At 66.0% G+C, this 26,570-nt stretch carries 27 protein-coding genes and 1 pseudogene; 10 read left to right on the top strand and 18 right to left on the bottom strand.

All coding sequences use genetic code 11. The features are described 5' to 3' along the window. Positions 1-54: 54 nt before the first annotated feature. From GGD66_RS15855 to ftsE, 4 genes are all read right to left on the bottom strand, one after another. Complete coding sequence (locus GGD66_RS15855) at positions 55-828, bottom strand: 1-acyl-sn-glycerol-3-phosphate acyltransferase (RefSeq protein WP_183258299.1); 774 nt, start codon at positions 826-828, stop codon at positions 55-57. A 23-nt stretch (positions 829-851) separates the two neighbouring features. Continuing rightward, entirely contained in the window at positions 852-1,556 is a 705-nt protein-coding gene (locus GGD66_RS15850) for a YdcF family protein (RefSeq protein WP_018316251.1), read from the bottom strand. Between the two features lie 102 nt (positions 1,557-1,658). Next, complete coding sequence (locus GGD66_RS15845; protein WP_018316252.1) at positions 1,659-2,627, bottom strand: ABC transporter permease; 969 nt, start codon at positions 2,625-2,627, stop codon at positions 1,659-1,661. Beyond that, positions 2,620-3,279, bottom strand: a complete 660-nt coding sequence (gene ftsE / locus GGD66_RS15840) for a cell division ATP-binding protein FtsE (protein ID WP_020508614.1) — start codon at positions 3,277-3,279, stop codon at positions 2,620-2,622. The genes GGD66_RS15845 and ftsE overlap by 8 nt, the downstream gene beginning before the upstream one ends. 174 nt (positions 3,280-3,453) lie before the next feature. Between ftsE and GGD66_RS15835 the strand changes: the two genes are divergently transcribed. Next, the gene (locus GGD66_RS15835) at positions 3,454-4,335 is read left to right on the top strand and encodes an MJ0042-type zinc finger domain-containing protein (RefSeq protein WP_183258298.1); all 882 of its coding nucleotides are present in this window, start codon (positions 3,454-3,456) and stop codon (positions 4,333-4,335) included. 41 nt (positions 4,336-4,376) lie between these two features. After that, entirely contained in the window at positions 4,377-4,751 is a 375-nt protein-coding gene (locus GGD66_RS15830) for a response regulator (RefSeq protein WP_018316255.1), read from the top strand. 192 nt (positions 4,752-4,943) lie between these two features. Here GGD66_RS15830 and GGD66_RS15825 read toward each other — a convergent pair whose 3' ends face one another. After that, the gene (locus GGD66_RS15825) at positions 4,944-6,089 is read right to left on the bottom strand and encodes a DUF4175 family protein (protein ID WP_183258297.1); all 1,146 of its coding nucleotides are present in this window, start codon (positions 6,087-6,089) and stop codon (positions 4,944-4,946) included. Then, a complete protein-coding gene (locus tag GGD66_RS15820) occupies positions 6,077-8,026 on the bottom strand; it encodes a TIGR02302 family protein (RefSeq protein WP_018316257.1) in 1,950 nt (649 codons plus the stop codon). The genes GGD66_RS15825 and GGD66_RS15820 overlap by 13 nt, the downstream gene beginning before the upstream one ends. Positions 8,027-8,191: 165 nt before the next feature. Here GGD66_RS15820 and GGD66_RS15815 point away from each other — a divergent pair, with 165 nt between their 5' ends. Continuing rightward, entirely contained in the window at positions 8,192-8,575 is a 384-nt protein-coding gene (locus tag GGD66_RS15815; RefSeq protein WP_018316258.1) for a carboxymuconolactone decarboxylase family protein, read from the top strand. A gap of 137 nt (positions 8,576-8,712) precedes the next feature. After that, positions 8,713-9,603, top strand: a complete 891-nt coding sequence (locus tag GGD66_RS15810) for an NAD(P)-dependent oxidoreductase (protein WP_183258296.1) — start codon at positions 8,713-8,715, stop codon at positions 9,601-9,603. Between the two features lie 103 nt (positions 9,604-9,706). On the opposite strand, the gene lysA is transcribed toward GGD66_RS15810, so the two are convergent. The 3 genes from lysA to argH form a co-directional block, all read right to left on the bottom strand. After that, positions 9,707-10,972, bottom strand: a complete 1,266-nt coding sequence (lysA, locus tag GGD66_RS15805) for a diaminopimelate decarboxylase (RefSeq protein WP_183258295.1) — start codon at positions 10,970-10,972, stop codon at positions 9,707-9,709. A 23-nt stretch (positions 10,973-10,995) separates the two neighbouring features. Then, complete coding sequence (lptM, locus tag GGD66_RS15800; protein WP_026201636.1) at positions 10,996-11,289, bottom strand: LPS translocon maturation chaperone LptM; 294 nt, start codon at positions 11,287-11,289, stop codon at positions 10,996-10,998. 94 nt (positions 11,290-11,383) lie between these two features. Next, the gene (gene argH / locus GGD66_RS15795; RefSeq protein ID WP_183258294.1) at positions 11,384-12,781 is read right to left on the bottom strand and encodes an argininosuccinate lyase; all 1,398 of its coding nucleotides are present in this window, start codon (positions 12,779-12,781) and stop codon (positions 11,384-11,386) included. Between the two features lie 101 nt (positions 12,782-12,882). On the opposite strand from argH, the gene tlpA reads away from it, so the two are divergent. After that, positions 12,883-13,548 carry a thiol:disulfide interchange protein TlpA gene (tlpA, locus tag GGD66_RS15790; protein WP_018316263.1) on the top strand — a complete coding sequence of 222 codons (666 nt, stop codon included), beginning with the start codon at positions 12,883-12,885 and terminating at the stop codon, positions 13,546-13,548. A gap of 5 nt (positions 13,549-13,553) precedes the next feature. Here tlpA and GGD66_RS15785 read toward each other — a convergent pair whose 3' ends face one another. The 6 genes from GGD66_RS15785 to GGD66_RS15760 form a co-directional block, all read right to left on the bottom strand. Further along, the gene (locus GGD66_RS15785; RefSeq protein WP_018316264.1) at positions 13,554-13,748 is read right to left on the bottom strand and encodes a hypothetical protein; all 195 of its coding nucleotides are present in this window, start codon (positions 13,746-13,748) and stop codon (positions 13,554-13,556) included. Positions 13,749-13,926: 178 nt separating this feature from the next. Continuing rightward, positions 13,927-14,808: a 3-hydroxybutyryl-CoA dehydrogenase gene (locus tag GGD66_RS15780; protein ID WP_026201637.1), complete on the bottom strand. Its 882-nt coding sequence runs from the start codon at positions 14,806-14,808 to the stop codon at positions 13,927-13,929. 210 nt (positions 14,809-15,018) lie between these two features. Further along, positions 15,019-15,963: an electron transfer flavoprotein subunit alpha/FixB family protein gene (locus GGD66_RS15775; protein ID WP_018316266.1), complete on the bottom strand. Its 945-nt coding sequence runs from the start codon at positions 15,961-15,963 to the stop codon at positions 15,019-15,021. After that, on the bottom strand, positions 15,963-16,712 hold the full coding sequence (locus tag GGD66_RS15770; protein WP_018316267.1) for an electron transfer flavoprotein subunit beta/FixA family protein: 750 nt from the start codon (positions 16,710-16,712) through the stop codon (positions 15,963-15,965). The genes GGD66_RS15775 and GGD66_RS15770 overlap by 1 nt, the downstream gene beginning before the upstream one ends. Positions 16,713-16,839: 127 nt before the next feature. Beyond that, positions 16,840-17,412 carry a cob(I)yrinic acid a,c-diamide adenosyltransferase gene (locus GGD66_RS15765; protein ID WP_183258293.1) on the bottom strand — a complete coding sequence of 191 codons (573 nt, stop codon included), beginning with the start codon at positions 17,410-17,412 and terminating at the stop codon, positions 16,840-16,842. 2 nt (positions 17,413-17,414) lie between these two features. Continuing rightward, positions 17,415-17,609, bottom strand: a complete 195-nt coding sequence (locus GGD66_RS15760; protein ID WP_018316269.1) for a twin transmembrane helix small protein — start codon at positions 17,607-17,609, stop codon at positions 17,415-17,417. Positions 17,610-17,842: 233 nt separating this feature from the next. Between GGD66_RS15760 and GGD66_RS15755 the strand changes: the two genes are divergently transcribed. Beyond that, a complete protein-coding gene (locus GGD66_RS15755; protein ID WP_183258292.1) occupies positions 17,843-18,736 on the top strand; it encodes a YihY/virulence factor BrkB family protein in 894 nt (297 codons plus the stop codon). Here GGD66_RS15755 and GGD66_RS15750 read toward each other — a convergent pair. Next, positions 18,663-19,943, bottom strand: coding sequence for an ATP-binding protein (locus GGD66_RS15750; RefSeq protein WP_183258291.1), 1,281 nt, complete (start codon positions 19,941-19,943; stop codon positions 18,663-18,665). The two genes, GGD66_RS15755 and GGD66_RS15750, sit on opposite strands and share 74 nt — an antisense overlap. A gap of 104 nt (positions 19,944-20,047) precedes the next feature. Next, a complete protein-coding gene (gene gluQRS / locus GGD66_RS15745) occupies positions 20,048-20,920 on the bottom strand; it encodes a tRNA glutamyl-Q(34) synthetase GluQRS (RefSeq protein WP_183258377.1) in 873 nt (290 codons plus the stop codon). 122 nt (positions 20,921-21,042) lie between these two features. Here gluQRS and GGD66_RS15740 point away from each other — a divergent pair, with 122 nt between their 5' ends. Further along, the gene (locus GGD66_RS15740; protein ID WP_092255701.1) at positions 21,043-21,696 is read left to right on the top strand and encodes a DNA-3-methyladenine glycosylase; all 654 of its coding nucleotides are present in this window, start codon (positions 21,043-21,045) and stop codon (positions 21,694-21,696) included. 31 nt (positions 21,697-21,727) lie between these two features. Here GGD66_RS15740 and GGD66_RS15735 read toward each other — a convergent pair whose 3' ends face one another. Next, a complete protein-coding gene (locus tag GGD66_RS15735) occupies positions 21,728-22,615 on the bottom strand; it encodes a LysR family transcriptional regulator (protein WP_092255703.1) in 888 nt (295 codons plus the stop codon). 180 nt (positions 22,616-22,795) lie between these two features. Here GGD66_RS15735 and GGD66_RS15730 point away from each other — a divergent pair, with 180 nt between their 5' ends. The 3 genes and pseudogenes from GGD66_RS15730 to GGD66_RS15720 all read left to right on the top strand — a co-directional run. Beyond that, on the top strand, positions 22,796-23,770 hold the full coding sequence (locus GGD66_RS15730) for a nitronate monooxygenase family protein (protein WP_092255969.1): 975 nt from the start codon (positions 22,796-22,798) through the stop codon (positions 23,768-23,770). A gap of 35 nt (positions 23,771-23,805) precedes the next feature. After that, a complete protein-coding gene (locus GGD66_RS15725; protein ID WP_183258290.1) occupies positions 23,806-24,990 on the top strand; it encodes an ABC transporter substrate-binding protein in 1,185 nt (394 codons plus the stop codon). A gap of 15 nt (positions 24,991-25,005) precedes the next feature. Next, a pseudogene (locus GGD66_RS15720) lies at positions 25,006-26,541 on the top strand (acyl-CoA synthetase); the annotation flags it as partial. Positions 26,542-26,570: the final 29 nt, after the last annotated feature.

Genomic DNA, 26,570 nt, shown 5'->3' with positions numbered 1-26,570 from the left:
TGCTCAAACAATAAACTAAAGCGCGATGACGATTCATCCTAATCTCATCGCGCTTTAGCCCTCCGACGGCGCGTAACTCGGCGAGGCGCCGATCAATTGCTCCTGCTCCTTGCGGCCGGCCTCGACGAGGCGGCCGGTTGCCTCTTCGATCGCCGTCTGCACACGGGAGAGAAACTCGTCCTTCGGCAGGCCCGATGGCAACGGATCGAGGAATTCCACCACGAGCGTGCCGGGATAGCGCATGAAGGTGCGGCGGGGCCAGAACAGGCCGGAGTTGAGCGCGATCGGCAGACACGGCACGCCGCAGGACGAATAGATCTGCGCAAAGCCGGTCTTGTAGTCGGGCGGCGCGCCCGGCGCGCGGCGCGTGCCTTCCGGAAAGATGACGAGCTGCCGGCCCGAGCGCACCGCCTCGCGCGCCCGCCGCGTCATGTCCAAGAGCGCCTTCACGCCGGCCTTGCGGTCGATCGCGATCATCCCGGTCTTGACCAGGAACTGGCCGAACACCGGGATCTGCATGAGCTGACGCTTGAGGATGAAGATCGGACGATTGAAGAAGCCGGGCAGCACGAAGGTCTCCCAGAACGACTGGTGCTTTGCCACGATCACAAGCGGCCCCTGCGGGATGTTCTCGACACCGCGGAATTCGACCTTGATGTTGCAGACCACGCGCATCAGGACCAGCGTCGCCTTGGCCCACCATTGCGCGACCGTCAGCATGGCGCGCGGCGGCAATGCGAAGGTCGGCAGCGCCACGATCGCGAGGCAGACCAGCACGGCGTAGAACAGCACGTTGAACACGAGCGAGCGCAGGAAAATCAGGAACATCGACGATCCGATTAATTTGCCGATCAATTGGCCTGTGCGGTGGCAGGCCGCTTTGGCTGCTGACCTGCAGGCTGCTCCGACATCTCGGGCGAAAGGTCAATCCCGAAATCCTCCAGCCGCACCCTGAGCTCGGCCGCGACGTACTTGACATATTCCGACAGCAGCAGCCGCAAGGTGGACGCCGAGGTCCACCACGGCTCCTCGCGCCATTTGTCGCCGACCACCGCGAACGGGATCAGCGTCGTCTGCGGCATCGCATGCGAGAATTCCACCAGCGCGCGCGGCATGTGATAGTTCGAGGTGACCACGATCAGCGACTTGAATCGGCGGCCGTCGGCCCAGCGCCGCGCCTCCGCCGCATTGCCGCGGGTCGAGAGCGCGGTGCGGTCGAGATCGACACAACAGGTCATGAAGGACTGGTTCTCCGGCAAGGTCCGGGAGATGTCACTCGCCGTCGACGTCGGGTGCACGCCGGAGATCAGGAGCCGCCTGCCGTAGCCGGCAGCGAGCAGCTCCATCGCGTCCGACACCCGCGAGGAGCCGCCGGTCAGGACCACGATGCCGTCTGCCTTGCGGCTTGGGGCGATCTCGGCGCCGCGCAATTGCGACAGGAATGCGATGAAGCCCGCCGCCGCGCCGACGAAGGCGAGCGCAATCGTCGACACCACGGCCGCGCGCAGCCAGCCGCGCGGCAGGTTCGGCGATCGATCGTCGGTCGGCGAGGTCATATGATGTCGATGATCCCTTCCCTGAGGTGATTTTAAAAGGTTTTGAGGCGAAGTGGAGTCCGGTTTCTTCGCCCTCTCCTGCCGGAGAACGGAAGAAAGAACTCAATCAACATCGTTCAACGTCGCAAACAGGGTCTGGCGTGAGGCCACCGCGGTGATGGCGCCGATCAGCACGGCCTGGGCCGCGAGCACGATGTAGCCGGACGGCCGCAGCGAGAAGGTGCCGAGCAGCGCGGCGAACTGGTCGCCGACGGGCGTACCGGAAAACCAGCCGGCGATCGACTCGGAGAAGCCGAACACCAGCATGGCGGCGCCGCCGCCGATCACGCCGCCCTCGAGGCCCAGCCTCAGGAAATGACGCAGGAAGTGATTGGCGATGTAGCGGTCGCCGGCACCGACGAAATGCAGCACCTCGACGATCGGACGGTTCGCCGCCATGGCGCCACGGGTCGCGAACGAGACCGAGATGATGGTGGCGATGATGACCAGCGCGAGGATGCCGAGGCCGGCGAGCACGGTGGCGTTGGTCATCGAGCGCATCCGCTCGATCCAGGCGCGGTGATCGTCGACGCTGGCACTTGGCGCGACCTGGGTCACGCGCGCGCGCAAGGCGCCGAGATCGAGCAGCGTGCCAGGTTGCACACGCGCGATGATCATGCGCGGCACCGGGAGGTCGTCCATCGACAGCCCGGTGCCGAGCCAGGGCTCGAGCAGCTTGCCACTCTCCTCCCGGGTGAACGGCTTGACCTCGACGACGCCGGCTTGCGCGCGCATTGCCTCCGTCACAGCCGCGGTGTCGCGTTCGAGATCGCGGCCGGCCTGCGGGCGAACCTGGATGGTGATTTCGCTGGCGACGTCCGACTGCCATTCCGCGGCGGAGGCGCTCACCAATAGCACCGTGCCCGTGGTCATCGACGCCAGGAAGGTCATGATGGCGACGACGGCGACCAGCGCGCGGCCCTGGATCGAGGCGCGCGGCACGATCGGCGACATGTTGCGCGCGTTGGCCGGAAGCTGCGGACGCTCCTGTCCGAGGTCGACCAACACGCCGCGCTCGTCGGTCCTACTCATAGACGTGCAACCGTCCCTGGTGCAGCACCAGCCGCCGGGCCTCGTACTGGTCCATCAGGCCGATGTCGTGGGTCGCGATGATGACGGCGGTACCCGATTTGTTGAGCTCGATGAAGAGCCGCAGCAGGCGACGTCCCAGCGTCGGGTCGACGCTGCCGGTCGGCTCGTCCGCGAGCAGCAGCTGCGGCCGCGAGATCACGGCGCGCGCGATCGCCGCGCGCTGCTTCTCGCCGCCCGACAGGATCGGCGGCAGCGCGTCCATGCGGTCGCCGAGCCCGACCCAGCGCAGCAAATCGATCACCTCCTTGCGGTAGCTCGACTCGCTGCGGCCCATGACGCGGAACGGCAGCGCGACGTTCTCATAGGTCGTCATGTGATCGAGCAGGCGGAAATCCTGCAGCACGATGCCGATGCGCTTGCGCAGATCGGCGATCTCGTCCTTGCCGAGACGCGAGATGTCGTGGCCGAACAGATTGACCAGGCCCCGCGTCGGCCGGTGCGACAGGAACAACAGGCGCAGTAGCGAGGTCTTGCCGGCACCCGAGGGGCCGGTGAGGAACTGGAACGAATGCGCGGGGATCTGGAAGCTGAGGTCGCGCAGGATCTCCGGCCCCAGACCGTAACGCAATCCGACATTTTCGAACCGAACCAAGCTCAGCTCCGTTCGAGAGGGGGGCGCGGGTCGCACTGCTGCGCTCCGCCATACGCGACCAACGGGTTTTGCCGCCGTTATGGTTTCCGGTTCGTTAACGGTCGCGCTGTAGCATACATCGTAGCATCCTTGCCGCGCGGCTCTCCCCGACGCGGTCATCGTCAAGGCTCGTCCATGCATATCGTCTGCCCCCATTGTATGACATCCTACGCGATCAAGCTCGCGAGCCTTGGGGCGAACGGACGGGCGGTCCGCTGTTCCCGCTGCAAGGAGACCTGGATCGCCCACGCCGAGGATGCCATCGAGGAGGCATCCGTCCCGGCCATGGCCGCGGCCAGCCAGGCCGACGACCAGACCGACCTTGCCGAGCAGTGGAACTCCTATGCCAAGGACGACAGCGCCACTGACGCACCTGTCGTCGACAGTCCCTCGATCGCCAGCGACTGGCCCGATGAAGAGGCCCCCAAGGAAACCGAGGACGAGTGGTCCGCGGCGGCCCGGGAAGCCGAGGAGGAGGTCGTCGGCGCGCAGCACCAGTCCTGGTTCCGCGGTCTGTTCGGCCGCCGCGGCGCGCGGGTGAGCCGTCCGGTCGCCACCGCGTCGCCCAAAAAATCCCATTTCGGCCTGCCGACCGCCTGCGCCGCCATGGGCGCGCTGGTGCTGGCGCTGGTGATCTGGCGCGGCGACATGGTGCGGCTGCTGCCGCAAACCGCCGCCTTCTACAAGATGGTCGGGCTCGAGGTGAACCTGCGGGGCCTCGCCTTCAAGGATGTGAAGCTGTCCAGCGAGACCGTAGACGGTAAGCAGGTGCTGGTGATCGAGGGCGTGATCGTCGGCGAGGGCAAGAAGCCGCTCGACATTCCGCGGCTGCGCTTTGCCGTGCGCGACGGGCAAGGCGCGGAGATCTACGCCTGGAATACGGTGCTGGAGCAGACCGTGCTGCGGCCCGGCGAGCGCGCCTTCTTCCGGTCCCGCCTGGCCTCGCCGCCGCCGGAAGGCCGCAATATCGACGTTCGCTTCTTCAACCGGCGCGACATTGCCGGCGGCAGCGTATAATCGTGCCGCCCGGTACCGAGGTTGGTCCGAAAGTTGGTCCCATGCCGAAGATCTTGATCGCCGACGACGAAGATTCGATGCGCACGCTGGTGGCGCGCGCCATCGCCATGGATGGGCACGAAACGGTCACCGCGCAGGACGGCGCCGAGGCGCTGGAGATCCTGACCCGCGAGGACGGCGCGTTCGACCTGCTGCTCACCGACATCCAGATGCCCGTGATGGACGGCATCGCGCTGGCGCTCTCCGCCGCGCGCGATTTTCCCGACCTGACCATCTTGCTGATGACCGGCTTTGCCGACCAGCGCGAGCGCGCCTCGAACCTCAATGCGCTGGTGCACGACGTTGTGACAAAGCCGTTCTCGGTCGCCGACATCCGCACCGCCGTGGCGGATGCGCTGGCGGCGAAGAAAACCTGACACCTCAACACAGTCACAGCTGATCCGTCATCCTGAGGCGCGAGCCGTGCGGCGCAACGCGCTGCATGGGGAGCCTCGAAGGATGTACGGCCCCGATGTAGCCGATCCAGCCGGGCCGTCGCCCTTCGAGGCTCGCCGAAGAGGCGAGCACCTCAGGGTGACGGTGATAGATAGGGCACGTACTGGGCCGCCTCAAAAATCCTTCAGCAGCCGCTCGATGTAGTCGAGCTCGATCTGCGGACGCGAGCTGTCGCCGAGGCGGCGGCGGAGCTCTTCGAGGATGCGGCGGACGCGCTGGGCGTCGATCTCGCCCGGGATCTTGACGGTGTAGTCGTCGCTGAGATCGCGGCCATGAAGCGGGCGCCCGAGCGGATCGGTCTGGTTGCCGCCGCTCTGCTGACGGCCGGCCCGATTGCCGGGACCATCGCCCTGCCCGTCGCCATCGCCCTGCTGCATCGCCTCGGCCATCTTCTGCGCGCCCTTGCGCATCGCGTCGAGAGCCTTGCCCTGCGAATCCACGGCACCGTCGGCATTGCCTTCACCGAGCTTCGAGCCGGCATCACCCATGGCACCGTCGGCGGCGTCGAGGCTGCCGTCGTCATCACCCTGATCGCCGTCCTGATCGCCGCTCTGGCCCGGATCTCCCTGCTGGCCTTTCTGACCCTGCTGCCCTTTTTGACCCTTTTGTCCCTTCTGTGCGAGGCCGCGCTTGGCGAGCTCGTCCTGCAGCTTCTTCAGGCGATCGCGCAGCGACTGCTGATCCTGCTGCAGGTCCGACATCGACTGGTCGCCCTGCTGCTTGCCGCGCGAGCGGTCACGCCGGGAATCCTGGCCCTGCTTGAAAGTCTTGTCGCGCAACTGCTGCTGCTTGCGGATCATGTCGCTGAGCTCGTTCAGCGCCTGCTCCATGTCGCTCTCGCCGGATTGCCCGGGCTGCGCCATCTGGAGATTTTCCATGATCTGCGCGAGCTGCTCGAGCATGCGCTGGGCCGCCTCTTTATTGCCCTCGCGCGCCGCCTTCTCGATCTGCCGCAGCAGGTCGTCCAGATCGCGCTGCGTGATGACGGAACGATCGCGATTGGAAGACTGGCTTCTTTCCGTGGCGCGCTTGTATTCCTCGAGCTTCTGGATGGCGTCGGACTGGTTGCTCAGGCTCTTCCCGGATTCCTTCTGCCTGAGGCTGTCGCCGGATTCCTGCATCGCCTTTTCCGCGCTGTCGAGCAGCGCATCGGGATCCTGATCCAGCTGTGCGGCGGCCGGCGAGACGCCGCCCAACAGCAAGGCGAGGCAGGCGATCGACATCGCCTTCAAGACTGGCACGGGTGCTAGCTTCCGCATTTCCGGTCCCGCGTAAACTGGTTGGTCCTGTCGTCCCCCGCCTTGTTGGCACGGTTGTTCGCCGACTTGCGATAGGCCTGAAGCTGCTCGCGCAAGACGTCCTGCTGCTGCGCCAGCTCGGCGAGCTGCTCGGGCGTCGCGTGCTGGGTCTTTTGTCGCAGCTCGACGGCCTTGTCGAGGATGAGCTGGACCTCTGCCGGGAACGGCTGCCGGGCGCCGAGCGGATTCTGCTCGGCGCGGCGGGCGAGATCGCGCACCTTGCCGGCCATGGCCTCGCGCAGCTTCTGCGTCAGCACCCTGAGCTCGTCCTCGCTGGCGCCGCGGTCCAGCGCCGCCTTGAGCGCATCCTGCGCCGAGCGCAGCGCGGCGTTGACGCTGCCGGCGACGCCGTCGTCCTCGATGGTCGTCGCGAAGGCCCACATGCTCGCCACCACGTTGCGCAGCGCATCGTCGGTGCGGGCAGCCTCAAGCTGGCTCGCGAGGCTGCGGAGGCCGAGATAGCAGCCGGCATCCGGCGTGAACAATTCGGGTGCGATCATCAGCGCGTCGAGCGCGGTGTAGACGTCCGAATTCCTGTTGGCGTCGAGCGCGAGGATGCGGCGCTGCTCGATCAGCGCGCGTGCGAGCGAGTTGGTGAACAGGCGCTCGGGCAGGCGCATGTTGAAGGGTTCGCTCCTGGCCTCGTTGCCGGCCTCGTCCTTGGCGGTGAGCGTCAGCGTGACGTCGGCGCCGGCATAGGGGTCCTCGCTGAGATCCTTCACTGTCTGGCCGACGCCGTTGCGGGTGCGCGCGTTCGGCAGCACGAGCGGGAATTGCGGCGGCTGGAACAGCGGCCGCGCCGCGGCCTTGCCGTCGGAATCCTTGCTGCCATCCTTGCTACCATCCCTGGCGTCGGCGGGGCGCAGGGCAATGTGGGCATCCGCGCCGGTCACGCCGTAATCGTCCTCGATCTTGTAGGAGAGCTGGAGCCCGCCGCGCGCCTGGCGCTCGGGATCCTTGGCGAGCGCGATCGTCGGTGCACGGTCCGGCGTTGCCGCAAACGCCCATTGCGGCTGGCCGGAGGGCGCGCGGACATGCGCGGTGCCATCTGCCGTGATGGTGAAATGCTTCTCGTTGGTGCCCTTGGGCGCGGCTTCCGCGGAAGCAACCTCCTTGAGGCCGCCGGAGACAACCACATCCAGGCTGCCGCCGGAGGAGCGTACGATCAGGGTCGAGCCGGCGGGAACGGCAAGCGGGCCGGCGGCGGGCAGCGCCGCGGCCTCCTTGTTGGCGGCCGACAGGATGACCGGCGGCTTGCCGGTATAGAGCGGCGGAGTGACCCAGGCATCGACGCGAACATTAGCCGGCGCCAGCACGCCGTTCCAGTCGAAGGCGGCCCCGAGCCGCATCGCGCGCTCGTCGCCGGCGGCAAAGAAGGTCGCGACCAGCATCACCATGACCAGCGCGCGCAGCGCCCAGGGATCATGCAGCGCGAGCCGCGGATGCGGCAGCCCGGCGCGGATGCGCTTGAGCGAAGCCAGCGTACGCTCGCGCTGCGCCTGCCACAGCGCCTGTGCGACCGGGTCCTGCGAGGACAGCGTGTCCGTCAGCGTCGTGGCCGGGCGGTGACGGATGCCGGAGCCACGATCGAGCCGGCTGAGCGCCTCCTCGCGGCTCGGCCAGCGGAAACGAATCAAGGGAAACAGGACGGCAATCGCGATGCCGGCGAAAACGACGAGACCGATGGCACGGGCAACGAACGGCAGCGCCAGCCAGAGGCCGGCCCAGGACACCACCAGGAACAGGCCGACGACGGTCAGCAGCCGCGCCAAATTCGGCCAGGCACGCTCCCACGCGATGGCATAAATGGCCCGATCGAGGGCCTGCGCCAGCTTCAGCCGCGACAGAGCATCGCCGTTGCGGATCGGGTCTGACGGGTCGGGGGTGACGCCGTTCAATCAACTCTCCAGGTTGCCCGGTAGAGAAGCCTATCACAACGGCAGCACTGAGGCATCCGTTCCGGTACGGGAGACACCCCTTTTCCCGCATAACACGAGGACGTGACTGGCCCGCTGCAACCCCGTAATTTCCGCGCCGCCCCGAGGGGGACGAGAGGAAACGCCATGGACAAGAAGATGCACGACAAGGGCCTGGAAGTCCGCAAAGCGGTGCTGGGCGAGGCCTATGTCAACAATGCCCTGAAGAATGTCGACGACTTCAACCGCCCGTTCCAGGAGATGCTGAACGAATATTGCTGGGGCACGGTGTGGGGCCGCGAGGAGCTGCCGCGCAAGACCCGCAGCATGCTCAACATCGCCATGATCGCGATCCTCAACCGCCAGCACGAGTTTCGCGCGCATCTGAAGGGCGCGCTGACCAACGGCGTCAGCCGTGAGGAGATCCGCGAGATCCTGATGCAGGTGGCGATCTATGGCGGCATGCCCGCCGCAGTCGACAGTTTCCGCATCGCGCGCGAGGTGTTTGCGGAGATCGATGGGAAGGCGTGAGCCAAACTAACCGCTCTCAATTGTATTGCTCCGCCATTGCGAGCGAAGCGAAGCAATCCAGAAATCCCTCCGCGGAAACATTCTGGATTGCTTCGTCGCTTCGCTCCTCGCAATGACGAGGAAGAGGAAAAAACACCATGGACATCGGATTCATCGGGCTCGGAAACATGGGTTTCCCGATGGCGCGGCGGCTGATCGAGGCGGGACACAGGCTCGTCGTGTTCGACACGCGCAAGGAGGTCACGGACAAGCTCACGGCGCTCGGCGCGACGGCGGCGACATCGCCGCAGGACATCGCCGACCAGGTCGAGACCGTGATGGCGAGCCTGCCATCGCTGCAAGCTTCGCTCGAGGTTGCAACGGGAGCGAACGGCGTGATCGAGGGCCGCCGGGCAAAACGCTTCATCGACCTCTCCACCGTCGGCTCGGCGATGGCCGTGAAGATTCACGACCTGCTCGCCAAGCGCAACATCGTCCAGATCGACTGCCCCGTCTCCGGCGGCGTCGGCGGCGCCGAGAAGGGCACGCTGGCGGTAATGGTCTCCGGACCGAGAGCAGAATTCGAGCTGCTCAAGCCCGCGCTCGACGTGATCGGAAAGGTGTTCTTCATCGGCGAGAAGCCCGGCGCGGCGCAGACCATGAAGCTCGCCAACAATTTCCTGTCGGCCACCGCGATCGTGGCGACGTCGGAAGCCGTGGTAATGGGCGTGAAAGCCGGGCTCGATCCCGCCGTGATGATCGACGTCATCAATGCCGGCTCCGGCATGAACACGGCGAGCCGCGACAAATTTCCGCGCGCCGTGCTGCCGCGCAGCTTCGATTTCGGCTTCGCCACGGGACTGATGGTGAAGGACGTCCGGCTGGCGCTGGAGGAGATGAAGCAGCTCGGCCTGTCGATGGAGGTCGCGGACGCGGTGGGGCGGTTGTGGGAGACCGTGATCAGCGCAGAAGGCGCCGAGTCCGATTTCACCGCGGCGATAAAGCCGATCGAGAAGAAGGCGGGGGTCGTGGTGGGCGAAAAAAAATAACGCCAAACCCGTAGCCCGGATGGAGCGCAGCGTAATCCGGGGTTGTTACGGCTCGGCGAGAACCCGGATTTCGCTGCGCTCCATCCGAGCTACGATCACTGTCTCACAGCCACGGCGCCGGCGTATCCATCGCGATCAGCTGCTCGACCTCGATGCGCGGGCGGACCACGGCGTACTGATCGTCCTTCACCAGCACCTCCGGCACCAGCGGGCGGGTGTTGTAGGTGCCGGCCTGCACCGCGCCATAGGCACCGGCGGTCATGATGGCGATGAGATCGCCGGGCGCCGGCGTCGGCAGCGTGCGGTCGAGCGCGAGATAGTCGCCGGTCTCGCAGACCGGGCCGACGACGTCGGCCATGATGGTGGCGGCGCCCTTGGTGGGCTGCGTCACCGGCAGGATGTCGTGATGCGCCTCGTACAGCGTCGGGCGGATCAGGTCGTTCATGGCGGCGTCGATGATGACGAAATTCTTGCCGTCGCCGTGCTTCACATAGATCACCTTGGCGACCAGGATGCCGGCATTGCCGACGATCATGCGGCCCGGCTCGAACATCAGCGTGCAGCCGAGATTGTGGCTGACGCGCTTGACCATGGCGGCGTAGGCCGCCGGCGCCGGCGGCGCCTCGCGGTCCATGTAATAGGGAATGCCGAGGCCGCCGCCGAAATCGACATGGGAGATGTTGTGGCCGTCGGCGCGCAGCGTCTGCACGAATTCGGAGAGGATGCGGAAGGCGGTCTCCATGCCGGAGAGGTCAGTGATCTGGCTGCCGATATGCACGTCGGTGCCCGTCACCTCGATGCCCGGGAGTTTCGCGGCGCGGGCATAGACCTCACGGGCATGCACGATCGGGATGCCGAACTTGTTCTCGGACTTGCCGGTCGAGATCTTGGCGTGGGTGCCGGCGTCGACATCGGGATTGACGCGCAGCGAGACGCGCGCGGTCTTGCCCGTCTCGGTCGCCAGGCGCGACAGCAGCTCGAGCTCGGGCTCAGATTCGACGTTGAGACAGAGGATGTCGGCGGCGAGCGCGGCGCGCAGCTCTTGTTCAGTCTTGCCGACACCGGAGAACAGGATCTTGCTTGGCGGAATGCCGGCGGCCAGCGCGCGCTTCAATTCACCACCGGAGACCACGTCGGCACCGGCGCCGAGCTTGGCGAGCGTGCGCAGCACCGATTGGTTGGAGTTCGCCTTCATGGCGTAGCAGACCAGCACCTTCTCGCCAGCGAAGGCCTCGGTGAAGACGCGATAGTGCCGCTCCAGTGTCGCGGTCGAATAGCAATAGAACGGCGTGCCGACGGTTGCGGCCAGCTCGGACAGGTTCACCGCCTCGGCGTGCAGCACGCCGTTGCGATAGTCGAAATGGTTCATGACGCAGGCTCGGTTGTCCCGGCTTATTTCTTGCCGGGAGGTTCGTCCAGGAGCGGATCGAGAATGAACGGTTTCTTCCTGCCCTTGGCCGCCGCGGGTGCGGCATCCGCACCGGAGGTTGGGTCGAAAAGGCTCGGCGTCTTCTGGGCTGCGGTCTCGGTGTCGGTCGGAGCTGCGACGTTGCCCGTTGGCGCGTTGGAGGCGGTCGGCGGCAAATCCAGCGGACCCTTGCGGCCGCAGCCGGCAAGCGCGAGCGCCGTCAGGCTCAAGACAATGATGGCCCACCCCGAGCCGGCCGGGCGAAACTTTGACGTCACGACGAAATCCCCACTACGCGGGGCGCACCATACAGAGATTGGCGCGCTCTGGCGAGAGCCGGATGACCATGAAACATAAGCGAAATTTTGCCCCTCAGCCCAATTTTCGCTCTTTTTCCAGCCGCTTCGCCCAGGCCTTGGCCTGCGACGTCACGTTCTTCGGCGCGGTGCCGCCGAAGCTGGTGCGGCTCTTCACCGACGATTCGACCGAGAGCACGCCGAGCACGTCCTTGGTGATCTTGGGCTCGATCGCCTGCATCTCCTTGAGCGGCAGCTCGTGCAGGGCGACGCCACCCTCGGCGGCCTTGGCGACGATGCGGCCGGTGACGTGATGGGCCTCGCGGAACGGCATTTTCAGCGTCCGCACCAGCCAGTCGGCGAGATCGGTCGCGGTGGCATAGCCCTCGCCTGCGGCGGCCTTCATCTTGGCTTCGTCAGGCACGAGATCGCGAACCATGCCGGTCATGGCGCGGATCGCCAGCGACAGCGCGGCAAAGCCCTCCATGGCGCCCTGCTTGTCCTCCTGCATGTCCTTTTGATAGGCGAGCGGCAGGCCCTTCATCACGATCAACAGGCCGTTGAGCGCGCCGATGACGCGGCCGGTCTTGGCGCGCACCAGTTCGGCGGCATCCGGATTGCGCTTCTGCGGCATGATGGAGGAGCCGGTGGTGAACTTGTCGCTGAGCCGGATCATGCCGACCAGCGGCGAGGTCCAGATCACGATCTCCTCGGCAAAGCGCGACATGTGCACGGCGCAGATCGAGGCCGCCGACAATGCCTCCAGCACGAAGTCGCGGTCGGAGACGGCATCGAGCGAGTTCGCCATGGGACGGTCGAAGAGAAGCGCCTTCGCGGTGGCGTGGCGGTCGATCGGGAACGAGGTGCCGGCCAGCGCGGCGGCGCCGAGCGGGGATTCATTCAGCCGCTTGCGCGCATCCTGGAAGCGGCCGCGATCGCGCGCGGCCATCTCGACATAGGCGAGCAGATGATGGCCGAAGGTCACGGGCTGCGCGGTCTGCAGATGGGTGAAGCCGGGCATCACGGTTGCGGCATGCTCCAGCGCGCGATTGACCAGCGCGGCCTGGAACGCGGCGAGCGCCGCGTCGGTTTCGTCGATGATGTCACGGACGTAGAGACGGAAATCGGTCGCGACCTGGTCGTTGCGCGAGCGCGCGGTGTGCAGGCGGCCGGCGGCGGGGCCGATCAACTCGGACAAGCGGCTCTCGACATTCATGTGAATGTCCTCGAGCGCGCGCTTGAACTCGAAGCCGCCCTTGCCGATCTCTGACAAAATCGTGTCTAGACCCTTGCCGATATTTTTCGCATCAGAACCCGTGATGATGCCCTTCGCGGCAAGCATCGCAGCGTGGGCCTTGGACGCGGCAATGTCCTGGGCGAAGAGGTGACGATCGACGTCGATGGAGACGTTGATCTCTTGCATGATCTCGTCGGGACGTTCCGAGAACCGGCCGCCCCACATCTTGTTGCTCATGATCCCCTGCTCACGCCTTGATTTGCCGCACGTTTGCTGGCCGCCGCCAGCCGTATTAAGAGGCCCCTGATAGCCATATCTGCGACCGGATGACAAACGATATGCTCGACAAGACGCCCTCCGCCACGCGCCGGGTCCCCCTCGTCATCGCCACCGTGGCGGTCGTAGGGCTGGCCGGCTTCGCTGCGCTGTACGGACTGGGCCTGAGCCGGGCCCCATCAGGCGATCCGGCCTGCCGGGCGGCGGTGGCTACGGCGCAAAAGATCGCCCCGCTGGCCCATGGCGAGGTGGCGGCGCTGACCATGGCGAGCGCGCCGCTGAAGCTGCCCGACCTCGCCTTCGAGGATGCCGACGGTAAGCCGAAAAAGCTGTCCGATTTCCGCGGCAAGACGCTGCTGGTGAACCTCTGGGCCACCTGGTGCGTGCCATGCCGGAAGGAAATGCCGGCGCTGGACGAGCTCCAGGGCAAGCTGTCGGGCCCGAATTTCGAGGTGGTGGCGATCAATATCGACACTCGCGACCCCGAGAAGCCGAAGACCTTCCTAAAAGAGGCCAATCTGGCCCGGCTCAGCTATTTCAGCGATCAGAAAGCCAAGGTTTTTCAGGATCTTAAGGCCATAGGCCGGGCGCTCGGGATGCCCACCTCGGTGTTGGTCGATCCGCAAGGCTGCGAGATTGCGACGATCGCGGGGCCGGCGGAATGGGCGAGCGAGGACGCGCTCAAGTTGATCCGGGCGGCGACCGGCAAGGCCGCCGCAGCGCTCTAGGATTTTCAGGCGGTGATGTTGAGGTTGCCGCCGACGCCGGCACCGACATTGGCCAGCGAGGGCTGACCCGCACCGAGCAGCGTCAGGACGGTGGATTTCTCCATATCCGCGTTCTGCTTGGTCAGCGTCGCCGCAATATTCGACTGCAGCGCGCCTTGCTGAGCGGCCAGCATGGTGCTGACCATTGCCATCATGTCCATTACGCGAACCCTCTTACCGGCTGCAGCCTAGGCGCGAGGGGTTAACGCGACATGAATCGACACAGGATAGGTGCCGTAGGGTGGGCAAAGGCGCACTTGCGCCGTGCCCACCACCTCACCAGGGTCGCGAAAAATGCGTGGGCACGCTTCGCTTTGCCCACCCTACGGCACCGCCGCCTTAGCGCGTCGGAACCGGCTTGGCGCCGCGGTAGTCGTAGAAGCCGCGCTGGGTCTTGCGACCGAGCCAGCCGGCCTCAACGTATTTCACCAGCAGCGGGCACGGGCGGTACTTGGAATCGGCCAGCCCCTCATGCAGCACCTGCATAATCGAGAGGCAGGTATCGAGGCCGATGAAATCGGCGAGCTCCAGCGGGCCCATCGGATGGTGCGCGCCAAGCTTCATGGCCGCGTCGATCGCCTCGACATTTCCGACGCCTTCATACAGCGTGTAGATCGCCTCGTTGATCATCGGCAGCAGGATGCGGTTGACGATGAAGGCCGGGAAATCCTCGGACACCGCGACCTGCTTGCCGAGCTTGGCGACGAATTCCTTGGACGCCTCGAAGGTCTGGTCGTCGGTGGCGATGCCGCGGATCAGCTCCACCAGCTCCATCAGCGGCACCGGATTCATGAAGTGAATGCCGATGAAGCGCTCGGGCCGGTCGGTGGCGGCGGCAAGCCGGGTGATCGAGATCGAGGACGTGTCGGAGGCGACGATCGCCTCGGGCTTCAACACGGCGCAGAGCTCGTGGAAGATCTTGCGCTTGACCTCTTCCTTCTCGACCGCGGTCTCGATCACGAGGTCGCAATCGGCGAGGTCGTCCAGCTTCTCGGCGGACGTGATGCGCGCCATCGCCTTGGCCTTGTCGTCCTCGGAGACGGCCTTCTTGGAGACCTGGCGCGCCAGATTACCGTTGATGGTGGCCATGCCCGACTTGAGGCGATCAACCGAAACGTCGTTGAGCACCACGTCGAAACCGGCCAGCGCCGCCACATGCGCGATGCCATTGCCCATCTGACCCGCGCCGATCACGCCGACCTTCTTGATCACTGCCGCCATCTTGTCATCCACCGGAACGGCGCGCGACGAGCGCGCCTGCCTATCCCCCGAGCCGGGAGGTCTGATTTGATCAGAAGCTTGATTTAATCAGAACCCGGGCTCGAAACCTAGATTGGATCGCTTCGAAGGCGTGCCCCACGCCAAAGAAAACGCTTCAGAAATGAAACACCGGCCGGAGTTTATGCCTCCGGCCGGTGTTTTTGGCGTCTTTTACTTGCCGAGCTTGCCGAGTTCGGCCGTCAGCTCCGGAACCGCCTGGTAGAGATCGGCGACCAGGCCGTAATCGGCAACCTGGAAGATCGGCGCGTCCTCGTCCTTGTTGATCGCGACGATCACCTTGGAGTCCTTCATGCCGGCCAGATGCTGGATGGCGCCGGAAATGCCGACGGCGACATAGAGCTCGGGCGCCACCACCTTGCCGGTCTGGCCAACCTGCCAGTCGTTCGGGGCGTAGCCGGCGTCCACCGCCGCGCGCGAGGCACCGACACCGGCCCCAAGCTTGTCAGCGAGCGGCTCGATGTACTTGGCAAAATTCTCGCGGCTCTGCATGGCGCGGCCACCGGAGACGATGATCTTGGCCGAGGTCAGCTCGGGACGGTCGCTCTTGGCGACCTCCTCGCCGATGAAGGACGACAGGGCCGGATCGGCCGCCGCCGCGACGGTCTCGACCGCCGCGCTGCCGCCCTCGCCGGCTGCGGCGAAGGTCGAGGTCCGCACCGTGATGACCTTCTTGGCGTCCTTGGACTTCACCGTCTGGATGGCGTTACCGGCATAGATCGGACGCTCATAGGTGTCGGGGGCGACCACCTTGATGATCTCCGAGACCTGCATGACGTCGAGCAGGGCGGCGACGCGCGGCATCACGTTCTTGAAGCGCGAGGTCGCGGGCGCGACGATCGCATCGTAGCCGGAGGCCAGCGAAACGATCAGCGCGGCCAGCGGCTCGGCGAGATCGTGCGCGTAGAGCTCGCCGTCGGCGAGCAGCACCTTCTTGACGCCGGCAAGCTTGGCAGCGGCATCCGCCGCGGCCTTGGCGTTCTGGCCGGCAACGAGGACCTCGACGTCCGCGCCGAGCGCGGCGGCCGCGGTCAGGGCCTTGTTGGTCGCATCCTTGAGCGACGCATTGTCGTGTTCGGCAATCAGCAGCGTCGTCATCAGAGCACCCCGGCTTCGTTCTTGAGTTTCGACACCAGCTCGGCGACGTCCTTGACCTTGACGCCCGCCTTGCGGCCGGCCGGCTCCGTCGTCTTGACGACCTCGAGACGCGGAGCGACGTCGACGCCGTAATCGGCGACGGTCTTGTCGGCGATCGGCTTCTTCTTGGCCTTCATGATGTTCGGCAGCGAGGCATAGCGCGGCTCGTTGAGACGCAGATCGGTGGTGACGATCGTCGGTCCCTTCAGCTTCACGGTCTGGAGACCGCCATCGACTTCGCGGGTGACCTTGAAGTCAGAACCTTCGACCTCGAGCTTCGAAGCGAACGTCGCCTGCGACCAGCCGAGCAGCGCAGCCAGCATCTGGCCGGTCTGGTTGCTGTCGTCGTCGATCGCCTGCTTGCCGAGGATGATCAAACCGGGCTGCTCTTCTTCAGCAACCTTCTTCAGGATCTTGGCGACCGCGAGCGGCTCGACCGTGCCTTCGGCCTTCACCAGGATGCCGCGATCGGCGCCCATGGCAAGACCCGTGCGGATCGTCTCCGACGCCTGCGCAGGTCCAATGGAAACCACCACGACTTCGGTCGCCTTGCCGGCTTCCTTCAGGCGCAGTGCTTCCTCAACCGCGATTTCGTCGAACGGGTTCATCGACATCTTGACGTTGGCGAGTTCAACGCCCGATCCATCGCCCTTGACGCGGACCTTGACGTTGTAATCGACCACCCGCTTTACCGGCACTAAGACCTTCATCGATCCTCTTTCACTCAATTTGGGAGGGGGGTTATCAACTGGCGCGGAACCTAAAGGCCTGATCTGCCCCGGTCAACGCGCGAACGAGTCTAATTTCGGCCTTCTGAAATGCCGAGGGCACGGTAGGTCAGCGGTTCTGGCCCGGAACCCAAAGCACGTCGCCGGCGCCATTCCCGTTGGCGGCCCGGCTGGCCACGAACAGGAAGTCCGACAGGCGATTCATATAATGGATGCCAGCCGCGCTGACCTGCTCCCCCGGTTGCGCCGCCAGTTCCACGATCACCCGTTCCGCCCTGCGGCATATCGTGCGCGCCACGTGGAGATAGGCCGCAGTCGGCGTGCCGCCGGGAAGCACGAAGGAGGTCAGCGGCGCGAGCTTGTCGTTGAGCGCGTCGATGTCGCGCTCGAGCCGCTCGACCTGGCTCGCCACCACCCGCAGCCGCTCCGCCTTGCCCTCACGCTCGGGCACCGCAAGGTCGGCGCCGAGATCGAACAGGTCGTTCTGGATGCGGCCGAGCATCACATCAAGCTCGGGCATGTCCGCGGTGTGGAGCCTGACCACGCCGATCGCGGCGTTGGTCTCGTCGACGGTGCCATAGGCCTCGATGCGCAGATCGTATTTCGGACGCCGCTCGCCGGTTCCGAGCGCTGTCGTGCCGTCGTCACCGGTCTTGGTGTAGATGCGATTCAGTACGACCATGATTACCGCCCCATCGCCCAGACCGCGAGCATCGCGATGATGATCGCCACGAATTGCAGCAGCACGCGCCAGCGCATCAGCTTCTGCGAAATGTTGGGCGAGCCGCCGCGCATCATGTTGATGAGCCCGAGCAGCAGCACCAAGGCCACGGCGCCAGCCGCCGCCGGCAGGATGAAAGTCGTCAGGAGAGATGCCATTGGGGGGTGATAACACCGTGCGCGCCGGTCCGCCATGGTGCCGCGGCAGCCTCCGGCGTCATTCCGGGGCGATGCGAAGCGTCGAGCCCGGAATGACAGCGAGACGCTTCGCGAACTGGCTTTTGGGGCAAGAATATCAGATGGTATTGCGATGATTTCCGATTTGCGCCCATTGCCTATTCTCCTGACCTCTCCCTACGTGCGGGGAGAGCGGGCAGCGGTGTAGGTGCCATTTGAAAGCCATCCGCTACATTTACTGCGTCTTGGAGGATGCGTTCTACACGTTCCTGGCCGACGACGGCTGGGCGATCGCGAGCCACATCGCGCTGTCGACGCTGATGGCGTTGTTCCCGTTCCTGATCGTGCTGACCTCACTCGCGGGCTTCTTCGGCTCCAAGGAACTCGCCGACCAGGCCGCCAGCCTGATGCTGCAGATCTGGCCCAAGCAGGTCGCCGATTCGATCTCGGGCGAGGTGCATGACGTGCTGACCACGACCCGCACCGGCATTCTGACCATCGGCGCGGCGCTGTCGGTCTATTTCGCCTCCAACGGCGTCGAGGCGCTCCGGGTCGCACTCAACCGCGCCTATGCGGTGGTGGAGATGCGGCGCTGGTACTGGCTGCGGCTGGAATCGATCCTCTACACACTTATTGCGGCTTTCACGGCGCTCGCCATGGCGTTCCTGATCGTGCTCGGTCCGCTCCTGATCGAGGCGGCGCGGCGCCATATCCCGCTGTTCGTCGAATCCAACGAAAGCATCCTGACCTGGCTGCGCTACGGCATCACCATCAGTGCGCTGGTGGTGGCGCTGATCATCCTGCACGTCTGGCTGCCGGCTGGTCGGCGCGGCTTCCTTCAGATCCTGCCCGGCATCGTCTTCACCATCGTGGCCTCGCTGATATCAGGCATCGTGTTCGGACAATATCTGGCGCGCTTCGCCAACAATTACGTGACGATGTATGCGGGGCTCGCCTCGGTGATCATCGCGCTGGTGTTCCTGTACTTCATCGCCGCGATCTTCGTTTACGGCGGCGAGCTCAACGCCGCGATCATCAAGTCGCGGCTTCCTCACGGCGTGTCGCTTCAAGCAGCGCAGTCGCTAGCGCCCGCGGAGACACAGGCTTAACCAGGAAGGCGTCGGCGCCGGCCTCGCGCGAGGCCGCCTCGTCCTCACCGCGGCCGGACACCCCGATGATCGGGATCTGAGCCAGCGGCGCCTCCATGGTGCGGATCCGCCTGATGGCCTCGACGCCGTCGATGCCCGGCAGGACCATATCCATCAGCACCGCATCGAACGCCCCTTGCGCCAGCCGGCCGACGGCGTCCTCGCCGCGCCCGATGAACTCGGCATGATGGCCGAGCTCGGTCAGAATCGTGTTGAGCACGACGCGGCCGAACGGATTGTCCTCGACGCTGAGGACGCGCAGCGCCGCGACCGCATCTGCCTCGGCTTCACCCTTCGCCTTGCGGGATTTGCGCGGTCCCGCCGCATCGAGCGACACCGTCAGCGTGAAGGTAGCACCACCGCCGCGGCGCGGTGCGACGGTGATGTCGCCGCCCATCGCGCGCGCCAATTGCTTGACCGAAGACAGCCCTAAGCCGGCGCCGCCGAAGCGCGAGGCGATGGTGACATTGGCCTGAGTGAACGGGCGGAACAGCCGCTTGATCTCGGCCATGGTGAGACCGATGCCACTGTCGGACACCGCGAAGGCGACGCCGACCCTGCCCTTCTCTTTTGACTTGCCCTTTGCCTTGCCCTTGGCAGGACGCCAGGGCACGACCTCGAGTGCCACGCCGCCCTGGTCAGTGAACTTCACGGCATTGTCGATCAGGTTCTCGAGCGCGGCGCGCAGGCGGACGGGATCCCCGACCACGAGGCCGGGGAGCTTGTCGGAGATCTCGACCTGGGCCTGGAGACCCTTGGCCGCGGCACGCCCGGCCAGTGAATCGCCGGCGCTGCGGGCGAGCGTGCGGAGATCGAACAGGTCCTGCCGCAGCGCACTTCCGCCCTTTCCGGCCCCCTTGCCGGTTCTGGCGGCATCCACGAACAGCGTGGCAAGGCTCGCCAGATGCTCGGCACCAGCCTTGATGGTGTCGGCCCAGCGCCGTTCCCGCTCGCCAAGATCGGAGGTCGCGAGCAGGTCGCTGATCGCCAGAATGCCGGTCAGGGGGGTGCGGACCTCATGGGCAAAAGCGGCGAGCGCCGCCTGGACCACGTCCGGCGCGACCGCCTTGGTGCTGCGCTTGCGCAACCCGCCGGTCGTCCCGGACCGCTTCCGAGGCGGTCGCCTGGACGTCCGCGTGGTGCGCGCTGGGCGCGTTTTCGCCGCCATAAATCCCCTTCGAAGTATCCCCTTCGAACCCCGGGCTGTCGGCCAAGCATGGCACGGCGGAACCCCCGGAGTCACGGCGGCGTTTGGCTAACCCCCAGAGAAACTTAATCTAATCCCACCAGCTGACGGATGCCGGCAGGCGTGATGCCGGCCGCGCGCAAGGCGCGTAGACCGGTCGAGCCGCTCGATTTCGACAGCTTCCGCCCGTCGCTGTCGCCAATCAGCCGGTGATGGCGGTAGGCGGGTTCGGGCAGGCCGAGCAGGACCTGGAGCAGGCGGTGGACGGCGGTGGCGTGAAACAGGTCCTGGCCACGCACGATCTCGCTGACGCCCTGAAGCGCGTCATCGACGACGACGGACAGGTGGTAGCTGGTCGGCGTCTCCTTGCGCGCCAGGATGACGTCACCCCAGGCCTCGGGCCGCGCCGGGACCGTGCCGCGCTCGCCGTCAGGCCCCTCGCCCAGCTCATTCCAGGTCAGGCCGGCGACGCGCCGATAGGCGGCCGCCATGTCGAGCCGCAGCGCGTAGGGCGCGCTTGAAGCGATCAGGCGCGCCCGCGCGTCGGCAGGCAGCGATTTGGACTCGCCGGGATAAAGCGGCGCGCCGTCGGGATCACGCGGCCACGGACCATCCGCCTCGCGCGCGGAGACGAGCTTTGCGATCTCGGCGCGGCTTTCGAAGGCGGGATAGATGAGCCCAAGCGCCGACAGCTTGTCCAGCGCGGCGCGATAATAAGCGAGATGCTCCGACTGCCGCCGCACCGGCGTCTCCCAGTTGATCCCGAGCCAGGCCAGATCCTCGTAGATCGCCGCCTCGAATTCCGGCCGGCAGCGCGTTGCATCGATGTCCTCGATCCGCAGCAACAAGCGGCCGCCAGTCTCGCGCGCGCGGTCGAAATTCAGCAGTGCGGAATAGGCGTGGCCGAGATGGAGGTGGCCGTTCGGGCTCGGGGCGAATCGGAAAACGGGTGGTGCCATCATATCAAACTCGTCATGGCCGGGCTCAGCCCGGCCATCCATCTTCCAAGTACTCTGTTACGATAGGAGATGGATGCGCGGGTCAAGCCCGCGCATGACGTCGAAGAGAGCTTGCCAATCGCATGACCATCCATCTCGAAACCCAATCCGATCTCGAAGAGGCCGTCCAAGCGCTGATCAAGCGCGATCCCCGTCTCAAACCCGTGTTCGAGATCGCAGGCATGCCGGCGCTGCGGCGGCGGGAGCCGGGTTTTGCGGGCCTTGCCCACATCGTCTGCGGCCAGCAGCTCTCGACCGCGAGCGCCGCGGCGATCTGGGGACGGTTGTCGGCGGCCTTCGATCCGTTCGACCATGACGCGGTGCGCCGCGCCCGCACTGACCGGTTGGGGCGGCTCGGCCTGTCGGCCGCCAAGATCAAGACGCTGAAGCATCTCGCGCGCGAGATCGGCGCGCAGCGGCTGAACCTCGACGTGCTCGCCGAGGAAGACGCCGACGCCGCGCATCACACGCTGATCGCGCTGCCCGGCATCGGCCCCTGGACCGCGGACGTCTATCTGTTGTTCTGCCTCGGCCATGGCGATGCCTGGCCCGCCGGCGACCTCGCCGTGCAGGAGGCTATCCGCGTCGGGCTCGGCCTTCAGGCAAGGCCGACGGAAAAGCAGATGGCGCCGCTCGCCGAGCCCTGGCGTCCCCTGCGCGGCGCGGCGGCGCATTTGTGGTGGAGCTATTATCGCGCGGTGAAGAAGCGCGAGGGCGTGCTCGCCGGCTCGGGCTAAAGAAACCGCTGCGCACTTTTCCGGATCATGCCTAGCCCCGCAGCCTCGCGCGGTCGGCCCGGGCGCATTCGGCGACGAAATCCACGACGGCGCGCACCGCCGGAAGCTCGACGAGGTCGGGATGGGCCAGCAGCCACAGGTCCGCCACGCTGGCGAGCTTTTGCGGGGCGACGCGCACGAGGTCGGGATAGCTTTCCGCGACGAAGCAGGAGAGCGCCGAGATCCCAATCCCGGCGCGAACCGCCGCCAGCATGTCCCCCTGGGAAGAGCAGCGCATCACCACCCTGGCCTGCCGGGTGACGGCGTCGCTCCAGCGCGCAAGCTGCGCATTGGACGCCTGGTCGGCGAAGCCCACGACGCTATGCTCCTTCCACTCGCCGCGCCGTTCAGGCAAGGAACGCCCCGCGGCATAATCGCGCGAGGCATAGAACCCGGTGCCAAGGCGGCCGATCTTGCGGCCGACCAGGTTTTCCTCGCCGCTGTCGAAAGGCCGCAGCACCACGTCCGCCTCACGCCGGCGCACGCTCGCCGGAAACGGGTGGGTGATGATCTCGAGCTGGACATGATCGTGCGCACGCAGGAAGGCGGGCAGGCGCGGCATCAGCCAATGCGAGGCCAGCGTCGCGCCGATCGAAAGCTTGACGATGCCGCGCGCCTTATGTCCTCCGGCCGCAACCGCGGTCTCGGCCCGCAGCGCCGCCGCCGCCATGGCCTCGGCGTGCTCGCGCAATGTCCGTCCATCCGCCGTCAGCGCCAGGCCGTCGGCGGCGCGCGCCACCAACCTGGTGCCGAGCTGAGCTTCCAGCGCCGCGATCTTGCGGCTGACGGTCGGATGGCTGGTGTGCAGCCGGCGGGCGGCGGCGGTGAAGCTTCCGGTATCGGCGACCGCGACGAAGGTCTTGCAAAGATCCCAGTCCAATCGGCACCCCCGTTCATATCTGAATGGCTATCCGTTCATTATTGAACGACCGGAGCGCGCCGTCCAACCTTATAGTGGGTTCAAACCCGCGACACGGGCGGCAATCGCCCGCGCGACAATCAACAGGGAAACGCCTCGTCATCCGCCCGCCGGCGGGGCCGCGTTTCCAGGGAGGACATGATGGCGCTGCCCGCTCTCTTGAAGGATTCGCTCGCGCTGCCCGTGGTGGGCTCGCCGCTCTTCATCGTCTCCGGACCAGAGCTGGTGATCGCCCAGTGCAAGGCGGGCGTCGTCGGATCCTTCCCCGCGCTCAATGCCCGTCCGGTCGCGAAGTTCGACGAATGGCTGAGCCGCATCGAGGACGAGCTCGGCCAATACAAATCGCTCAATCCGGGCAGGAAGGTCGCGCCCTACGCGGTCAACCAGATCTGCCACGCCTCCAACGACCGCCTGATGAAAGACATGGAGACCTGCGTGAAACATCGCGTCCCCATCATCATCACCTCGCTGCGGCCGCCGGCCGAGATCGTCGAGGCCGCGCATTCCTACGGCGGGCTGGTGTTCCACGACGTCATCAACGTCAAGCATGCGCGGAAAGCGGCCGAGCACGGCGTCGACGGCCTGATCCTGGTCTGCGCGGGCGCCGGCGGGCATGCCGGAACGCTGTCGCCCTTCGCGCTGGTGCGCGAGGTCAAGCAATGGTTCAAGGGCACGATCCTGCTGTCAGGCGCGATCAGCGACGGCTTCGGCATTGCCTCCGCGCTGACGCTGGGCGCCGACCTCGCCTATATCGGCACGCGCTTCATCGCGACCAGGGAAGCCAACGCCGACGAAGCCTACAAGGCCGCGCTGACGCAGCATGCCGCGCACGACATCGTCTACACCAACCTGTTCACCGGCGTGCACGGCAACTATCTCGGCCCCTCCATCGCCGCCGCGGGACTCGATCCGGGCAATCTGCCGGTGGCCGACAAGACGAAGATGAATTTCGGCTCCGGCGGCAACACGAAATCAAAGGCCTGGCGCGACATCTGGGGTTCGGGCCAGGGCATCGGCCAGATCACCGACGCGCCGCCCGTGGCCGACCTGGTCGACCGGATGAAGGCGGAGTTCGATCAGGCCCGCCAGGATTTCCTGCTCCGCGCCAGCGCCTGACGTCTCGGACTGACAAGAAAAAACGGGAGGACACCATGAAGCTCGCAGCCGCATTGATCGGCATGTCGTTGCTGACGCTCGGCGCCGCCAGCGCCCACGCCGAGGGCAGCGCCGAGATCCGCATCGGGCAGACCCTGCCCTATAGCGGCCCGGCCTCCGGCTTCGGCGCGATCGGGCGGACACAGGAAGCGTTCTTCGAGAAGATCAATGCCGAAGGCGGCATCAGCGGCCGCAAGGTCAAGTTCATCACGCTGGACGACGCCTATTCGCCGCCGAAGACGGTCGAGCAGACCCGCAAGCTGGTCGAGCAGGACGAGGTGCTGATGATGTTCGGCTCGCTCGGCACCGCCACCAACAGCGCCGTGCAGCGCTATCTCAACGCCAAGAAGGTGCCGCAGCTGTTCGTGCTCTCGGGCGCCACAAAATGGGCCGAGCCGCAGAAGAATCCATGGACGATGCCGGGGATGGCGGCCTACGAATCCGAGGGCGTGGTCTATGCCAAGTACATTCTGCAGACCAAGCCCGACGCCAGGATCGCGATCCTGGCGCAGAACGACGATTTCGGTCGCGACTATGTCGCAGGCTTCAAGCGCGCGCTCGGAGCCAAGGCGGCCGGCATGATCATCGCCGAGCAGACCTACGAGACCAGCGCGCCGACGATCAGCTCGCAGCTCTCGACCCTGAAGGCCTCGGGCGCCAACGTGCTGTTCGGCGTCGTGCTCGGAAAGTTCACCTCGCAGATGGTCAAGGGCGTGGCCGAGATCGGCTGGAAGCCCGAGCTGTTCTTCGTGCCGACATCGGCTTCGTCGATTTCGTTCCTGGAGCCGGCCGGGCTCGACAACGCGGTCGGCCTGATCTCGTCGAGCAACCAGAAGGACACGATGGATCCGCAATGGGCCAACGATCCCGGCGTGAAGGAGTATTTTGCCTTCATGAAGCAATACATGCCGAACGCCGACCTTTCCAACTCCAACTACGCCGCCGGCTACCACTATGCGACGCTGCTGATGACGGTGCTGAAGGCGTGCAAGGATGATGTCAGCCGCGACAACATCATGCGCCAGGCGGCCTCGCTGAAGGAGGTGAAGCTGCCGCTGCTGCTGCCAGGAATATCGGTTACGACCGGTCCCGACGATTATCTGCCGTTCCAGCAGCTTCAGCTCCGCCGCTTCAACGGCAAGAGCTGGGTCGGCTTCGGCGACGTGCTGGACGATCGCTAGGCTCGCGCGAGACAAGGACACGCCATGATCATCAGCGGCGAGCGCCGGATCAGCTATGACGAGATCCAGTCACGCATCAGGCGGGCGGCAAGCGGATTCCGCGCCCTGGGCCTTGCCGAGGCCGCGCCGGTTGCGATGATGCTGCGCAACGACTTCGCCCTGTTCGAGGTGGTTGCGGCCTCTGCCGCCCTCGGCAGCCCGGTGGTGCCGATCAACTGGCACCTCAAGGCCGAGGAGGTCCGCTACATCCTGACCGACAGCGGCGCGAAGATCCTGGTCTGCCACGCCGACCTGCTGCCGCAGATTCGTGACGGCGTGGCGCCGGATGTCCGCCTCCTCGTGGTCGCGACGCCGCCCGAGCTGGCGGCGACTTTTGCTATTCCCGCGGAGCTGACCGCGGTCCCCGCCGGGCTGACCGATTGGGACCGCTGGCGCGACGGCCAGGTGGAAGCTCAGGAACCGCCGCGCCGGGCCGCGGCGATGATCTACACGTCGGGCACGACCGGGATGCCGAAGGGCGTGCGGCGCATGCCGATGCAGCCGGAACAGGCCGCCGCCTCCGAACGCGTCGGCGCCATCGCCTATGGCATCAAGCCGCGTGACAACCAAATCGTGCTGATCAACGGGCCGATGTACCACTCGGCGCCGCATTCCTACGGCATGATGGCGTTTCGCAATAGCTGTACCATCATCCTCCAGCCGCGGTTCGATGCGGAGGAGCTGCTGGCGCTGATCGAGCGTCACCGCGTGACGCACATCCACATGGTCCCCACCATGTTCGTGCGGCTGCTGCGGCTGCCCGAGACCGTCAGGCGCCGCTACGACCTGTCGTCGCTGCGCTTCGTCGTGCACGGCGCTGCGCCCTGCCCGCCCGAGGTGAAGAAGGCGATGATCGATTGGTGGGGGCCGGTCATCAACGAGTACTTCGGCTCGACCGAGACCGGGATCCCGGTGTGGCACTCTGCCGAGGAGGCGCTGAAGAAGCCCGGCACCGTCGGCCGCGCCATCGAAGGCGGCATCGTCAGAATCTTCCGCGACGACGGCAGCCCGTGCAACGCCAACGAGGTCGGCGAAATCTACATGCGTCAGACGGCGGTGCCCGATTTCGATTATCACGGCAAGGCGCAGGCGCGCGCCGAGGCCGGGCGCGACGGCCTCGTCAGCGTCGGCGACGTCGGCTATCTCGACGAGGACGGCTATCTGTTCCTGTGCGACCGCAAGCGCGACATGGTGATATCGGGTGGCGTCAACATCTATCCCGCCGAGATCGAGAACGCGCTGATCGGCATGCCCGGCGTACGCGATTGCGCCGTGTTCGGCATTCCCGACCCGGAATATGGCGAGCGGCTCTGTGCCTGCATCGAGCCCGACACCGGCGAGCAGCTCTCCGCTGCCGCAGTGCAGGCCTTTCTGCGCGAGCGGCTGGCGAACTTCAAGGTGCCGAAGGAGATCCGGTTCCTGGATGCGCTGCCCCGGGAGGCGACCGGAAAGATCTTCAAACGCAAGCTGCGCGATCCCTATTGGACCGGCCGCGGTCCGGGCGGCGCTTAAACCTTCACCGGCCGGCGTCCCGCGCGCGA

Origin of the sequence: Bradyrhizobium sp. CIR48 (genome assembly GCF_014198315.1) — a bacterium.
Lineage (GTDB): Bacteria > Pseudomonadota > Alphaproteobacteria > Rhizobiales > Xanthobacteraceae > Bradyrhizobium.
The sequence above is the reverse complement of the archived record's forward strand: the minus strand, read 5'-3'. Positions and strand labels throughout refer to the sequence as shown.